This is a genomic window from Paracoccus sp. MC1854 (assembly GCF_014164635.1).
GTDB lineage: Bacteria > Pseudomonadota > Alphaproteobacteria > Rhodobacterales > Rhodobacteraceae > Paracoccus.
Genome location: NZ_JACJFU010000017.1, coordinates 24,810 through 38,891 on the forward strand (window position 1 = coordinate 24,810; position 14,082 = coordinate 38,891).

17 protein-coding genes are annotated in these 14,082 nt (G+C 65.9%); all 17 read right to left on the bottom strand.

The window, feature by feature from the left end; translation table 11 throughout:
• Nucleotides 1-10: 10 nt before the first annotated feature.
• Nucleotides 11-1,573, bottom strand: coding sequence for an NADH-quinone oxidoreductase subunit M (locus H5395_RS12685; protein ID WP_182792947.1), 1,563 nt, complete (start codon nucleotides 1,571-1,573; stop codon nucleotides 11-13).
• A 1-nt stretch (nucleotide 1,574) separates the two neighbouring features.
• Nucleotides 1,575-3,830, bottom strand: a complete 2,256-nt coding sequence (gene nuoL, locus H5395_RS12690) for an NADH-quinone oxidoreductase subunit L (protein WP_182792948.1) — start codon at nucleotides 3,828-3,830, stop codon at nucleotides 1,575-1,577.
• A gap of 8 nt (nucleotides 3,831-3,838) precedes the next feature.
• Nucleotides 3,839-4,144 (bottom strand): NADH-quinone oxidoreductase subunit NuoK, encoded by a 306-nt coding sequence (gene nuoK / locus H5395_RS12695; protein ID WP_182792949.1) that lies wholly within the window; start codon nucleotides 4,142-4,144, stop codon nucleotides 3,839-3,841.
• Between the two features lie 139 nt (nucleotides 4,145-4,283).
• Nucleotides 4,284-4,889, bottom strand: coding sequence for an NADH-quinone oxidoreductase subunit J (locus tag H5395_RS12700; protein WP_182792950.1), 606 nt, complete (start codon nucleotides 4,887-4,889; stop codon nucleotides 4,284-4,286).
• Complete coding sequence (locus H5395_RS12705) at nucleotides 4,886-5,293, bottom strand: carboxymuconolactone decarboxylase family protein (RefSeq protein WP_182792951.1); 408 nt, start codon at nucleotides 5,291-5,293, stop codon at nucleotides 4,886-4,888. The genes H5395_RS12700 and H5395_RS12705 overlap by 4 nt, the downstream gene beginning before the upstream one ends.
• On the bottom strand, nucleotides 5,290-5,781 hold the full coding sequence (gene nuoI / locus H5395_RS12710; RefSeq protein ID WP_182792952.1) for an NADH-quinone oxidoreductase subunit NuoI: 492 nt from the start codon (nucleotides 5,779-5,781) through the stop codon (nucleotides 5,290-5,292). The genes H5395_RS12705 and nuoI overlap by 4 nt, the downstream gene beginning before the upstream one ends.
• Complete coding sequence (locus H5395_RS12715; protein WP_182792953.1) at nucleotides 5,781-5,978, bottom strand: hypothetical protein; 198 nt, start codon at nucleotides 5,976-5,978, stop codon at nucleotides 5,781-5,783. Before H5395_RS12715 ends, nuoI begins: the two co-directional genes overlap by 1 nt.
• Nucleotides 5,979-5,981: 3 nt before the next feature.
• Nucleotides 5,982-7,046, bottom strand: coding sequence for an NADH-quinone oxidoreductase subunit NuoH (gene nuoH / locus H5395_RS12720; RefSeq protein ID WP_182792954.1), 1,065 nt, complete (start codon nucleotides 7,044-7,046; stop codon nucleotides 5,982-5,984).
• Between the two features lie 18 nt (nucleotides 7,047-7,064).
• The gene (locus tag H5395_RS12725) at nucleotides 7,065-7,832 is read right to left on the bottom strand and encodes a hypothetical protein (protein ID WP_182792955.1); all 768 of its coding nucleotides are present in this window, start codon (nucleotides 7,830-7,832) and stop codon (nucleotides 7,065-7,067) included.
• Nucleotides 7,833-7,835: 3 nt separating this feature from the next.
• On the bottom strand, nucleotides 7,836-9,866 hold the full coding sequence (nuoG, locus tag H5395_RS12730) for an NADH-quinone oxidoreductase subunit NuoG (RefSeq protein WP_182792956.1): 2,031 nt from the start codon (nucleotides 9,864-9,866) through the stop codon (nucleotides 7,836-7,838).
• A gap of 21 nt (nucleotides 9,867-9,887) precedes the next feature.
• Complete coding sequence (locus tag H5395_RS12735) at nucleotides 9,888-10,172, bottom strand: hypothetical protein (protein ID WP_182792957.1); 285 nt, start codon at nucleotides 10,170-10,172, stop codon at nucleotides 9,888-9,890.
• 8 nt (nucleotides 10,173-10,180) lie between these two features.
• Nucleotides 10,181-10,597: a DUF5333 domain-containing protein gene (locus H5395_RS12740; protein WP_234450844.1), complete on the bottom strand. Its 417-nt coding sequence runs from the start codon at nucleotides 10,595-10,597 to the stop codon at nucleotides 10,181-10,183.
• A 101-nt stretch (nucleotides 10,598-10,698) separates the two neighbouring features.
• Nucleotides 10,699-11,157: a TM2 domain-containing protein gene (locus tag H5395_RS12745; RefSeq protein WP_182792958.1), complete on the bottom strand. Its 459-nt coding sequence runs from the start codon at nucleotides 11,155-11,157 to the stop codon at nucleotides 10,699-10,701.
• Nucleotides 11,158-11,160: 3 nt separating this feature from the next.
• On the bottom strand, nucleotides 11,161-12,456 hold the full coding sequence (gene nuoF, locus H5395_RS12750; protein WP_182792959.1) for an NADH-quinone oxidoreductase subunit NuoF: 1,296 nt from the start codon (nucleotides 12,454-12,456) through the stop codon (nucleotides 11,161-11,163).
• A gap of 13 nt (nucleotides 12,457-12,469) precedes the next feature.
• Nucleotides 12,470-12,700 carry a DUF5337 domain-containing protein gene (locus tag H5395_RS12755; protein WP_182792960.1) on the bottom strand — a complete coding sequence of 77 codons (231 nt, stop codon included), beginning with the start codon at nucleotides 12,698-12,700 and terminating at the stop codon, nucleotides 12,470-12,472.
• On the bottom strand, nucleotides 12,697-13,176 hold the full coding sequence (locus tag H5395_RS12760) for a hypothetical protein (RefSeq protein WP_182792961.1): 480 nt from the start codon (nucleotides 13,174-13,176) through the stop codon (nucleotides 12,697-12,699). The genes H5395_RS12755 and H5395_RS12760 overlap by 4 nt, the downstream gene beginning before the upstream one ends.
• A gap of 23 nt (nucleotides 13,177-13,199) precedes the next feature.
• Nucleotides 13,200-14,069, bottom strand: coding sequence for an NADH-quinone oxidoreductase subunit NuoE (gene nuoE / locus H5395_RS12765; RefSeq protein WP_182792962.1), 870 nt, complete (start codon nucleotides 14,067-14,069; stop codon nucleotides 13,200-13,202).
• Nucleotides 14,070-14,082 lie beyond the last annotated feature (13 nt).

Sequence of the window (14,082 nt, forward strand, 5' to 3'; positions counted from 1 at the left end):
CGGGTGCCCCTTACTGTCCGGCCACGGGCGCGACGGCGACTTGCGTCGTGTCGTCGGCGGCAGGCAGGCTGGCGTGATAGTCGTTCAATAGCGCGGCCACCGAGGGGCCGGTGATGTCGGTCACGACGCGCGGATACACGCCCAGCAGGATCGTCATCGCGATCAGCGGCACGAAGATCCAGCGCTCGCGCGGGGTCATGTCGCCCATGGTCCGCAGGCTCTCCTTCACCAGTGCGCCAAGCGTCACGCGGCGGTAGAGCCACAGCGCATAACCCGCCGACAGGATCACGCCCGAGGTCGCGACGACCGCCACCCAGGTGTTGACGTGGAAGGTTCCCAGCAGCGTCAGGAACTCGCCAACAAAGCCCGAGGTGCCGGGAAGTCCCACGTTCGCCATGGTGAAGAACAGGAAGATCAGCGCGTAAAGCGGCATCCGGTTCACCAGCCCGCCATAGGCGTCGATCTCTCGCGTGTGCATCCGATCGTAGATGACGCCGACCAGCAGGAACAGCGCACCCGAGATGAAGCCATGCGACAGCATCTGGAAGATCGCGCCATCGACGCCCTGCTGGTTCGCGGCAAAGGTGCCGAGCGTCACATAGCCCATGTGGGCGACCGAGGAATAGGCGATCAGCTTCTTCATGTCGGATTGCGCCAGCGCCACGAGACTGGTGTAGACGATGGCAATGGCTGACAGCCAGAAGATGAACGGCTGCGCGGCGTTGGAAGCCTCCGGGAACATCGGCAGGCTGAAGCGCAGGAAGCCGTAGCCACCCATCTTCAGCAGCACCGCCGCCAGCAGGACCGAAGCGGCCGTCGGCGCCTGCACGTGGGCGTCGGGCAGCCAGGTGTGGACCGGCCACATCGGCAGCTTCACTGCAAAAGAGGCGAGGAAGCACAGGAACAGCAGCATCTGCATTCCCGTTGCGACCGAGATGCCCAGAACCCGCATCGGCTCGGACGGGAAGTCGAAGCCCAGCAGCGTCGGAATGTCGGTGGTGCCCGAGACACGGTACATCACGATCATCGCGACCAGCATCAGCACCGAGCCGAGGAAGGTATACAGGAAGAACTTGAAGGCCGCGTAGATGCGGTCGCGGCCGCCCCAGATCCCGATGATCAGGAACATCGGGATCAGCCCGGCCTCGAAGAACAGGTAGAACAGCACCAGATCCAGCGCCACGAAGACGCCGATCATCAGCCCTTCCAGCACCAGGAAGGCGATCATGTAGTCCTTGGCGCGGTCCGTCATGGTCCAGGTAGACAGGATCACCAGCGGCATCAGGAAGGTCGTCAGCATCACGAAGAGGATCGAGATGCCGTCCACGCCCAGCTTGTAGCGCAGCCCCATGATCCAGGGCTGGTCCTCGACGAACTGGAAGCCGGTGTTCTGCGGGTCAAAGCCAGCCATCACCACGCAGGAGACCGCGAAGGTCGCGACAGTTGCGACCAGCGCCAGCCACTTGGCATTGCGCCCCGCAGCCTCGTCATTGCCGCGCAGGAACAGCGCCAGGATCAGGCCCGCGACGATCGGCAGGAAGGTGATGATCGAAAGAAGCGGATAGGTCGTCATGTCAGCTCATGCTCCGCGCCGTCACCCAGAGCAGCAGGGCAACAAGGCCCAGCACCATCCCGAAGGCGTAGTGGAAGAGATAGCCGGACTGAACGCGGCCGGCGAAACGGGTCAGGCGCGGGATCAGGCCCATGGCGATGCCGTTGATCGTGCCGTCGATTGTGCGCTGGTCGCCGCCCTTCCACAGCGCCCGGCCGATCCATTGCGCGGGACGGACAAAGACCCAGTCGTACAGCTCGTCGAAATACCACTTGTTCAGCAGGAAGCGGTAGAGCGGCCGCTGCGTCGCGGCCAGCCGCGCGGGGGCGGCGGGGTTGCGGATATACATCGCGTAAGCCAGCCCGAGGCCGATCAGCATGGCGATGAAGGGCGAGACCTTCACCCAGACCGGCGAATGGTGCGCTTCGTCCATCACATGGTTGTCGGGGTGCATGTAGATCGCGCCTCCGACCGGGGCGGCGACCACCGCAACCTCGCCATCAGCGGGCGCGCTCTCCGGGTTGGTGGCCCCCGTCGCCGGGTCGACGGCGGCATGGTCGGCCGCCACTTCGGCCGGAGCCGTCGGGGCCGCAGCCTCGCCCGGCGCCGCCACGTGGTCGGCGGGATCGGCGCTGGCATGCTCGGCACCCGCCGCATGATGCGGCATGTGGAAAAACTGCGTCACGCGGTCATGGTCGCCGAAGAAGGGGCCATACCAGACCATCCCAGCGAAGACCGCGCCGACCGCCAGCACGCCCAGCGGCACCAGCATGACGGGCGGGCTTTCATGGGCATGCTCATGCGCGTGCATGGGATCGTGGTGATGATGCGCGTCGTGGACATGGGCGTGGGCGGGCGAAGGCTGGACCTCCTCCTCGGCCTTGATCTCGGGGTCCCAGACCTGCTGCGGGCGCGGCTGGCCCCAGAAGGTCAGGAACATCAGCCGCCAGGAATAGAAGCTGGTGAAGCAGGCGGCGATGACCAGCAGCCAGAAGGCGTAAGCCTCGCCCGAGGCATAGGCGCTTTCGATCACCGCGTCCTTGGACAGGAAGCCGGCAAAACCGATCGTGGTCAGGGGAATCCCGACGCCGGTGATGGCCAGCGTTCCGATCAGCATCGCTCCGAAGGTCCAAGGCAGCTTCTTTCGCAAGCCGCCGTAGTTCCGCATGTCCTGTTCATGGTGCATCGCGTGGATGACCGAACCGGCGCCGAGGAACAGCATCGCCTTGAAGAAGGCATGGGTGAACAGGTGGAACATGGCGACCGAATAGACGCCGACGCCCGCCGCCACGAACATGTAGCCCAGCTGCGAGCAGGTCGAATAGGCGATCACGCGCTTGATGTCGTTCTGCACGAGGCCCACGGTCGCCGCGAAGAAGGCGGTGGCCGCGCCGATGAAGACGATGAACTGCTTGGCCTCGGGCGCGAATTCATAGAGCGGCGACATCCGGCAGACCAGGAACACGCCCGCCGTCACCATGGTCGCGGCGTGGATCAGGGCGGACACCGGCGTCGGCCCCTCCATCGCGTCCGGCAGCCAGGTGTGCAGGCCAAGCTGCGCCGATTTCCCCATCGCGCCGATGAACAGCAGCACGCCCAGCAGGTTGGCGGCGTTCCAGGTGGTCCAGAGGAACGGCACCTCGGTCGTGGCGATGGTCGGCACCTGCGCGAAGATCTCGTCGAAGCGGACCGAGCCGGTCAGCCACCACAGCCCGAAGATCCCCAGCAGGAAACCGAAGTCGCCCACGCGGTTGACGATGAAAGCCTTCATCGCCGCCGCATTCGCGCTGGGTTTCTTGTAGTAGAAGCCGATCAGCAGGTACGAGGCGAGGCCCACGCCCTCCCACCCGAAGAACATCTGCAGCAGGTTGTCGGCCGTCACCAGCGCCAGCATGGCGAAGGTGAAGAAGGACAGATAGGCGAAGAAGCGGGCGCGGTAAGGCTCGTCCTCGGTCCAGTTGTCGTCATGGGCCATGTAGCCGATCGAATACAGGTGCACGAGCGCCGAGACGGTCGTCACCACGATCAGCATGATCGCGGTCAGCCGGTCGATGCGGATGGTCCAGGTGGCGGCGAAATCGCCCGAGACGATCCAGTCCATCATGTGGATCGAATATGGCTGGCCGTCGAAGCCGAGGAAGATGATCCAGCTGAACAGGGCGGCAAGGAACAGCACGCCTGTCGTCAGGACCTGCGCGCCCTTTTCCGAGATCACCCGCCAGCCGAAGCCGGCGATGACCGAGGCAATCAGGGGGGCAAGGAGGATGAACTTTTCCATGAACTGCCTCAGCCCTTCATCACGTTGACGTCTTCGACCTCGATGGTGCCGCGGTTGCGGAAGAACACCACGAGGATGGCAAGGCCGATGGCCGCCTCGGCCGCGGCGACGGTCAGCACGAACATGGTGAAGACTTGCCCCGCGAGATCGCCCAGATGCGCCGAAAAGGCGACGAAGTTGATGTTCGCCGACAGCAGGATCAGTTCGATCGACATCAGGATGACGATGACGTTCTTGCGGTTCACGAAGATGCCGAACACGCCGGTGACGAACAGGATCGCCCCCACGACAAGATAATGTGTCAGTCCGATCATCTGCCTTCGTCCCTTCCGGTTCGTGGTCCGGTCTTCTTGCGCGCGACTCTCTTGCGCCGCTGTTTAGATCACGCCGCCGCGAGTGAACAGACGCGAGCCGCGAAATCCGCCGCCTGCATCGGGGATGCAGGCGGACGTCTTATTGCAAGCCCTGCCCCGGCCTGGGATTGGTCATCCGCATCGCCTTGGCCGGGTCGCGCCACATCTGCTGCAGCACGTCCTGACGCTTGATGTCGCGGCGGTGGCGCAGGGTCAGCAGGATGGCCCCGATCATGGCCACCAGCAGGATCAGCCCGGCCAACTGGAAGGGCAGCAGGTAGCGGTCATAAAGGATGCCGCCAAGCGCATGGGTGTTCAGCGTGTTTTCCACGATGGGCGCGATCCGAGCGCCCTCGGCCGTGGCGGCGCTTTCCCAGGCCCCGAAGGCGATACCCAGTTGCGCCAGCACGACCAGCCCCATCAGCAGCGCCAGCGGCAGATAGCGCGCCAGTTCCCCTTTCAGCGCGGCGAAGTCGATGTCGAGCATCATCACCACGAAGAGGAACAGCACCGCGACCGCGCCCACATAGACGATGATCAGCAGCATCGCCACGAACTCGGCCCCCTGCAGGACGAACAGCCCCGCCGAGGACAGGAAGGCGAGGATCAGCCACAGCACCGAATGGACCGGGTTGCGCGAGATCACCACCATGAAGCCGGCGATGCAGACGGAGATCGCGAAAAGGTAGAAGGCGAAAGCCATCATGACGCGTCGTCCTCCTCGGCAAAGACCGACTGCGCCAGTTCCAGCGCCTTCTGCATCGCCGGCAAGCCGCCGAACATGCTCATCTGCCAGATCGTTTCGGCGATCTCGCGCTTGGTGGCGCCGGATTCCCGGGCGTGGCGCACGGCAAGCCGCAACTGCGGCTCGGCCATCGCGCCTTGCACGGTCAGCGCGCCGATGGTCAGCAGCAGGCGGGTCTTGGCGTCCAGCCCCTCGCGGTTGAAGGTGCGGCCGAACCACATCTCCATCATGTCGGCGGACATGGTGGGGAACATCTTTTCAAAGGCGCGGGGGTCGAATTTTTCCAGCGCAGGATTGAAGGCCTGCGCCATCTCCTGCCCGGACTGCAGCATCTGCTGGAACAGCTTGGTGAAACCGTCGCTCATCTGTAGGGCGCATCCAGTTGAAGGTTGCGGGCGACCTCGGCCTCCCACCGCTCGCCGTTGGCGAGCAGCTTGGCCTTGTCGTAGAACAGTTCTTCGCGCGTTTCCGTGGCGAATTCAAAATTCGGCGTCTCGACGATGGCATCGACCGGGCAGGCTTCCTGGCAGAAGCCGCAGTAGATGCACTTGGTCATGTCGATGTCATAGCGCGTGGTCCGGCGCGAGCCGTCCTCGCGCGGCTCGGCGTCGATGGTGATGGCCTGCGCCGGGCAGATCGCCTCGCAAAGCTTGCAGGCGATGCAGCGTTCCTCGCCGTTGGGATAGCGGCGCAGGGCGTGCTCGCCCCGGAAGCGCGGCGACAGCGGGCCCTTTTCATGCGGATAGTTGATCGTGGGCTTGGGCGCGAAGAAGTATTTCATCGCAAGGCCGAAGCCCTTGATGAAGTCCCACATGAAAAAATACTTGGTCGCGCGGACGAAATCGACGGCCATTACAGGGTTTCTCCGACTGCTTCCACGCCGCCCTCCGGGGCGGCATAGCGGTCCATCGCGCCCACCAGGATGCGCTTGACCGAGCCGTCCGGCGTGATCCCGTGCGGTGCCAGCGCGTCCAGCAGGAACTGGGCGAACTCGGCCTTGTCGTTTTCCGTGGCGTCGCGCAGGGCAACCGCGATTTCATTCGTGATCAAGGCTTATCCTCCGACAATGGTCTGGCCGATCGGCACCAGATGATCCCAGCGGGCCCAGAAGCCGTCCAGCGCCTGGAAGCGGGCGAGGAAGGCGATCAGCACGACCCAGCCCAGCGACAGGGGCAGGAACACCTTCCAGCCGATCCGCATCAACTGGTCATAGCGATAGCGCGGTACCATCGCCTTCACCATGGCGATCATGAAGAACCAGAATACCATCTTCAGGAACATCCACAGCGCGCCATCGGGCAGGCCGGGGATCGGCGACAGCCAGCCGCCGAAGAACAGCAGCGACATCAGCGCGCACATCAGCCAGATCGAGATGTATTCGCCCGCCATGAACAGCAGGTAGGGGGTCGAGGAATATTCGACCATGTGGCCGGCGACCAGTTCGGATTCCGCCTCGGCCAGATCAAAGGGCGGACGGTTCGTTTCGGCCAGGGCGCTGATGAAGAACAGCACCATCATCGGCAGATGCGGCAGCCAGTACCAGCTCAGCATCCCCCAGCCGCTCCGCTGGCTTTCGACGATCGCCGACAGGTTCATCGACCCTGCCGAGATGATGACGCCGATGATGATGAGGCCCATGCTGACCTCGTAGGAGATCATCTGCGCCGCCGATCGCAGCGAGGCGAGGAAGGGGTATTTCGAGTTCGAGGCCCAGCCGCCCATGATGACGCCATACACATGCAGCGAGCTGATGGCGAAGATGAACAGGATGCCGACGTTGAGGTCGGCCATCACCCAGCCGGGCGCGAAAGGAATCGCCACGAAGGCGAACAGCGCCAGCATCATCGACAGGAACGGGGCGAGGAAGAAGACGAACTTGTCCGCACCCGACGGGACGACGATCTCCTTGAGGACGTATTTGATCGCGTCGGCGAAGGTCTGCAGCAGGCCCCAGGGGCCGACCACGTTCGGGCCGCGCCGCAACTGCACGGCGGCCCAGATCTTGCGGTCGCCGTAAACCAGCCAGACCAGCGACAGCATCACGAAGGCGATCAGCGCCAGACCCTGCGCCAGCAGGATGACCGTGTAGCCGAGGGGGGATGCCCAGAATTCAGTCATGTGTTCGTTTTCCCCTCGTCAAGCGGCGGGAATGCCGCGGTCCTTGCAGCTTCGCAAGGTCTGGTCGGTTTCCATCACGCGCAGCCCCATGGGCTTCTTGTCCGACAGGGTGAAGACCGAGCCGGTCATCAGCTTGCCGTTCCGCTGGTTCTGCAGCGTGCGGATATGCCGGCCGTAGTCCTTGCCCTGCGTCTTGGCCCAGCCGGCCAGCGCGCAGGTGGCATAGGCGAAAGCAACCTCGGGGTCCACACCGGCCGCAAGGTTCGCCGTCACCTCGACAAGCTCGTTCTTGCGGTCGCCCTGCACGGGATCGACCCGGACGGCGATGAAATTCGCAGGCTCCGCCTTGAAGCCCTCGGGGAAGTCAGGCAGCGCCGGGCGGGTGCGGGCGGCGAATTCCTCCAGCGCCTTCTGCTGGGCGGTCGGCATCCGGCGGCGTTCCGGCGCCACGACATCAAAGCCGGCGATGTCGGCCGCCGACAGGTCAAGCCCCAGATTGACCTCCAGCGCGGCCAGATCGGCTTCCGTGACCTCGAAGGCGTCGCGGCCTGCCGGGCTGTCCAGCGCGACGGGCGTGACCGAGCCGTCAGGCTCGAGGATCAGGATCTCGCCCGACTTGGTCGAAACCCGCGCCAGCCCGAGCCTGGGCTGGGCCTTGCCGCGTTCGGCCCCGGCCTGTGCCACAGCGCCCGGCGCAACCAGGTTCTGGCTTTCTGTCTGGGCCGCGCAGCCGGTCAGCCCGGCCATGCCGGCTGCCGCGATCAATCCCGTGATGAGCGCCCGCATCAATTACTCCGCTGCCAATGCCGGTGCCCGGCGTGCCGCTGCCATTGCTGAAAGCTCGGCCATCAGCGGCGATGACCGGGCGATAGGGTTCGTCAGGTAGAAATCGCGGACCGCGTTGCGGAAGCTCGCGCGGCCAAGCTGGCCGGGTTCGACCGGCTGCCACGCATTCGCGGGCACCGCGTCGATCTGCGCCAGATGCGGCACGGCGTCGATCAGCGCCCGGCGAAGCTCGGCGAGGCTGTTCCACGGCTGGGTCAGGCCCAGTTCGGCCGACAGGGCGCGCAGGATCGCCCAGTTCTCCTTGGCCTCGCCGGGGGCAAAATTGGCGCGCATGGCAAGCTGCGGGCGGCCCTCGGTGTTGACGAACAGCCCGCTTTCCTCGGTGTAGCAGGCGGCGGGCAGGATCAGGTCGGCGCGGTGCGCGCCCCGGTCGCCGTGGCTGCCCTGATAGATGACGAAGGGCCCGCCCTCGACGCGCGGCGCGATCTCGACCTCGTCAGCGCCGAGGCTGTAGATGACCTCGGCCCCCTCGATGGTCGCGTTCAGGCCGCCTTCGGTCACGGCGCCCACGTCCATCGACCCTACGCGGGCAGCGGCGGTGTGCAGGACCAGCAGCTTGCAATCGCCAAGTTCGCAGATCCGCATCGCATGGCCGAGAACAGCCGCGCCGTCTGCCTCGCGCAGCGCGCCCTGCCCGATGATGACGATACCGGGCGTGCCGGCCGTGTTCGTCAGGTCATCGTCCAGCAGCTTCGCCAAGGCATCGCGGTCGCTGCCGAGATGGTCGTAGTCATAGGTCAGGTCGGCAGCCTCGCCCAGCAGCGCGATCTGCGCCCCATGCGCCCAGGCCTTGCGGATGCGTGCGTTCAGGACCGGCGCCTCGACGCGCGGATTGGTGCCGATCAGCAGGATGCGGCGGGCGCTGTCGATCTCCTCGATCATGGCGGTGCCGACATAGCCCGCGCGGTTGCCTGCGGGCAGCCTGGCCCCGTCGGTGCGGCACTCGACCGAGCCGCCCAAGCCCTCGACAAGCTGCTTCAGCGCGAAGGCGGCCTCGACCGGGGCGAGATCGCCCACCAGCCCGGCGACCCTGCGGCCCTTCATCGCCGAGGCCGCGGCCTCAAGCGCCTCGGACCAGCTTGCGGGACGCAGCCGGCCGTTCTCGCGCAGGTAAGGCTTGTCCAGCCTTTGCCGGCGCAGCCCGTCCCAGACGAAGCGGGTCTTGTCGCTGATCCATTCCTCGTTCACGCCGTCATGGTTGCGCGGCAGGATGCGCATGACCTCGCGCCCCTTGGTGTCGATGCGGATCGACGACCCCAGCGCGTCCATCACGTCGATGGATTCGGTCTTCCGCAACTCCCACGGGCGGGCGGTGAAGGCATAGGGCTTGTTGACGAGCGCCCCCACCGGGCAGAGGTCGATGATGTTGCCCTGCAGGTTCGAATCCAGCGTCAGCCCCAGGTAAGAGGTGATCTCGGAGTCCTCGCCGCGCCCCGTCTGGCCCATCTGCTCGATACCCGCGACCTCGGTCGTGAAGCGCACGCAGCGGGTGCAACTGATGCAGCGGGTCATGTGCGTCTCGACCAGAGGCCCCAGGTCCAGATCCTCGTTCGCCCGCTTCGGCTCGCGGTAGCGGCCGAAATCGACGCCGTAAGCCATCGCCTGGTCCTGCAGGTCGCATTCCCCGCCCTGGTCGCAGATCGGGCAGTCGAGCGGGTGGTTGATGAGCAGGAACTCCATCACCCCTTCCCGCGCCTTCCGCACCATGGGCGAGTTCGTGCGGATTTCCGATGGCGCGCCCTCGGGTCCGGGGCGCAAGTCACGCACCTGCATCGCGCAGGAGGCCGCGGGCTTGGGCGGGCCGCCCACGACCTCGACCAGGCACATGCGGCAGTTGCCGGCGATGGACAGGCGCTCGTGATAGCAGAAGCGCGGCACCTCGATCCCCGCCTGCTCGCAGGCCTGCAGCAGGGTCATGTTCGGGTCGACCTCGATCAACTGGTCATCGATCTTGATGGTGCGGAGATTGCTCATCTGCGTGCCTTGCGCTTTGCCTCAGTCCAGATGGACAAAGGTCTTCTGCTGATACCCGGTCCATGGCCCGGCGTCGACAATTGTCGTCACCGGCTGGACAGCGCGACGATAGGTCACGGGACCATCCGACGTCCGGCCCGGCGTCGAGGGAAAGCCATGCGGCATGGCCGCCTGCAAGCCCCCTACCCGCGCATTGGTGGCGGGCGGCTGGCGCCCGGCTGCGTCCGAGGATGCGGCAAGCGCCACATCCGCCAGCAGCATCGTCGCGGCGGCGGCCACGGTGATGCCGATCCCGATCCAGCGCACCGCCTGCTTCATTTCGCCACCAGCAGCGAGCCGGTCACGGTCCCGCCCGCCATTTCCTGACGGCCGAGGCGGCAGTAGCTTTCGGGATCGCCCTTCTTCACGCCGTTACGGGCCATGTAATCCTCGGCCACTGCATAGATGCGCCTGCGGTCTTCCTTGCTGTCAAGGAAGGCATCCACCTGCGCGCGCGAATAGCCCTTGTCCAGCGCATAGCGTTCCAGCGCGCGGGCCTGGCTGTAGGCATAGATCATCCGCGCGCCCAGTGTCGGGCATTCACGGCGGATGCGGTCGGCAATGCGCGCGGCGATCAGTCGGTCGTTGATGTAGCGTTCCTGGCTCAGCGGCTCCAGCGCGGCGGCGGGGGTGGCCAGCGCCCCCAGCGTCATCATCGCGGCGGTCAGGGCGGCAACTGTCTTTCCGGTCATGGCGTTTCCCTTGTTGCGGATGCCTGCAACATAGGAACAAAGGCCGCGAACCGCCGCACACGAGGCAGTCATGCGGGCGTGATCCCGGCTCGATCCCGCCATCAGAACCATTCCTTCCGGCGGATTTCGTAGGTTTCGTGGAACTGCTCGTCCGAACGGGTCATGTAGATGATTGCCTCGATGAAGGCGATCACGCCCACGATCATCGTCGGCAGGAAGAAGACGACCCACCCCAGCAGCGTGCAGGCCAGCATGATCAGCCCGGCCTTGTTGAAGCCGAGGTAGAACTTGTGGACGCCGAAGGTGCCGAAGAACAGCGCGAGCAGCCCGGCGATGAACTTGTTTTTGTCGCCATATGCAAAGGCGGCGGGGGTATTGGGGTCGGGATAGATCTGGACCGCCGCATCACCCTGCGGCTGGAAATCCACCGGCACGCCCGCGCGGGCGATCTGCCCGCTGCCCAGCAGGTCAGCCTCGCCGAAGGCATAGCGGCGGCCGTCGGCGCCGGTGATCACACCGTTGCCCGACTGCGCGTCGATATGGAGGATCTGGCCCTTCACGCCTCACTCCGCCGCCATCGCGCCCATGCGGCCGGTGCGCTTGGCCTTGATGCGGTCCTCGATTTCCTCGCGGTAATGCCGGATCAGGCCCTGGATCGGCCAGGCCGCGGCATCGCCGAGCGCGCAGATCGTGTGCCCCTCGACCTGCTTGGTCACGTCCAGCAGCATGTCGATCTCCTCGACCTCCGCCTCGCCGCGCACCAGCCGGTCCATCACACGCATCATCCAGCCGGTGCCCTCGCGGCAGGGGGTGCATTGGCCGCAACTTTCATGCTTGAAGAAGGCCGACAGCCGCCAGATCGCCTTGATGATGTCGGTGGACTGATCCATCACGATCATGCAGGCGGTGCCGAAGGACGACTTCAGCTCGCGCATCCCGTCGAAGTCCATGATCGCATCCTCGCACAGATGCGCGGGGATCACGGGACAGGACGCGCCGCCGGGGATGATCGCCTTGAGGTTCTTCCAGCCGCCGCGGATGCCGCCGCCGTGCTTCTCGATCAGCTCGCGCATCGGGATCGACATGGCTTCCTCGACCACGCAGGGCGTGTTGACGTGCCCGGTCAGGCCGAACAGCTTGACGCCCGCGTTGTTCGGGCGGCCGAAGCCCGCGAACCACTCGGCCCCGCGCCGCAGGATGGTGGGGACCACAGCGATGGATTCCACGTTGTTCACCGTGGTCGGGCAGCCGTAGAGGCCAGCCCCCGCCGGGAAGGGCGGCTTCATCCGGGGCATGCCCTTCTTGCCTTCAAGGCTTTCCAGCAGCGCGGTTTCCTCGCCGCAGATATAGGCCCCGGCACCGTGGTGCAGGAAGATGTCGAAGTCCCAGCCGGAATTGGCCGCGTTCCGGCCCAGCAGGCAAGCGTCATAGCATTCGTCGATGGCGGCCTGCAGCGACTCGCGCTCGCGGACGAACTCGCCGCGCAGGTAGACATAGGCGGTATGCGCGCCCATGGCGAAGCCGGCGATCAGCGCGCCTTCGATCAGCGTATGCGGATCGTGGCGCATGATCTCGCGGTCCTTGCAGGTCGCGGGCTCGGATTCATCGCCGTTGATGACCAGATAGGACGGCCGTCCGTCCGATTCCTTGGGCATGAAGGACCACTTCATCCCGGTCGGGAAGCCCGCGCCGCCGCGGCCACGCAACCCGGATTTCTTCATCTCGTCGATGATCCCATCGCGGCCCCGCGCGATGATGTCTGCCGTGCCGTCCCAATGGCCGCGTGCCCGCGCGCCCTTAAGGCTGCGGTCGCCCATCCCGTAAAGGTTGGTGAAGATCCGGTCCTGATCGCTCAGCATCGCGTGTGTCGTCCTATCGTTCGCGCGGCGCGTCGTCACGCCGCCGCCAGATCCGCCAGGTCACCGCAAGCGACCAGACAAGTGCCCCGATCGCCGCCAGATCGGCGAGAAAGGCGTATTCCGAGGGCCAGCCGAAGCGCCGGCCCGCCCAGTTGGCGGCAAGCCACAACAGCATGGCCGTGGCGATGACACCACCCGCCAGCCGCATCTGCCCGGTATCGCCAGAGGGCCGCACCGGCGTCATGCCGATTCACCATGCCCCACCGCACCGGAATGCGCCGTTTCGGGCACTTCCGCAAGAACGGCGGCCTTCGCACGACGGGCCAGCCGGCTTGCGTCCGTCGTATTCGGCCCGGACCCATCCGCGCCGAAGGTCACGGCCTGCGCCGCCTGAACCGAGGCCCCATGCGGTGCCCCATCCATCCCCTCGGGCCGCTGGGGCCGTGCAATCGGGACCTGCGCCACCGGCGCCCCGTCGCGCCGGATCGAGCGGGCGCCGGGCACGTCAGGGTCCTTGGCGCTGTCAACGGGGCGTGCCCATTCCTCGACGTCGTCGGCACCCTGGCAGAACAGGATGATCAGCAGCCCGCCCAGAAGGCCGGCCGTCACCAACCCGAGAAACAGCCCCGGAACGGTCCCGACGCTGCCCGCCCCGAAGGCGAACACGACCACCCCCATGACGGCGGCGAAGATCCAGCATTGGCGGGCGCAGGTGCTCATCGGGTCCCCCTGTGGGTGTCAGTTCAATCGGTGCTCTTCGCGTCGGCGGGCTGGCCGGCCGGCTCGCGCTTGGATGGCGGCCGCGCCGCCGAGGTTCCCGGCGCCTCCTGCACCGTGACCCCGGTCTTGTCGATCGGGCGCCCCTCGCCGGGGGTCGGATCATGCTCGGCGTCGCCGCTGACCTCCTCGGGCCGCTTCCAGGGCGTCAGGATCGGTGCTTCGGTCCCGTCGATCCGCTTGACCGTGTCGCGCAGCTTCACCGCCAGCGCGGCCGAAGCGTTCATCTTCTCGGCCCGCTCGATCGAGGCCAGCGCCACCGCACCGCCCAAGGGTTCCGAGGAGAAGCGGCCGTTCTGCGGACCCGGCACGGGCACCTGTCCCGCCGCCAGCGCGTCGATCAGCTCCGACAGCTTCTCGGCAGTCAGGTCTTCGTAGTAATCCTTGCCGATCTGGACCATCGGCGCGTTCGTGCAGGCGCCGAGGCACTCGACCTCTTCCCACGAGAAATTGCCGTCGGCGGAAATGGTATGCGGGGTCGGCGCGACCTTCTCGCGGCAGACGCGCATCAGGTCCTCGGCCCCGCAGATCATGCAGGTCGTGGTGCCACAAATCTGGATGTTCGCAATCCGGCCAATGGGTTGAAGCTGGAACATGAAGTAGAAGGTCGCGACTTCCAGCACGCGGATGTAGGACAGCCCCAAAAGATCGGCGACATATTCGATGGCCGGGCGGGACACCCAGCCCTCCTGTTCCTGCGCCCGCCACAGCAGCGGGATCACCGCGGACTGCTGGCGGCCTTCGGGATATTTGGTCATCTGCGCCCGCGCCCATTCAAGGTTCGCGGGCGTGAACTCGAAGGACTCGGGCTGGACGGGGGACAGGCGGCGCAGCATCAGGCGAAGACTC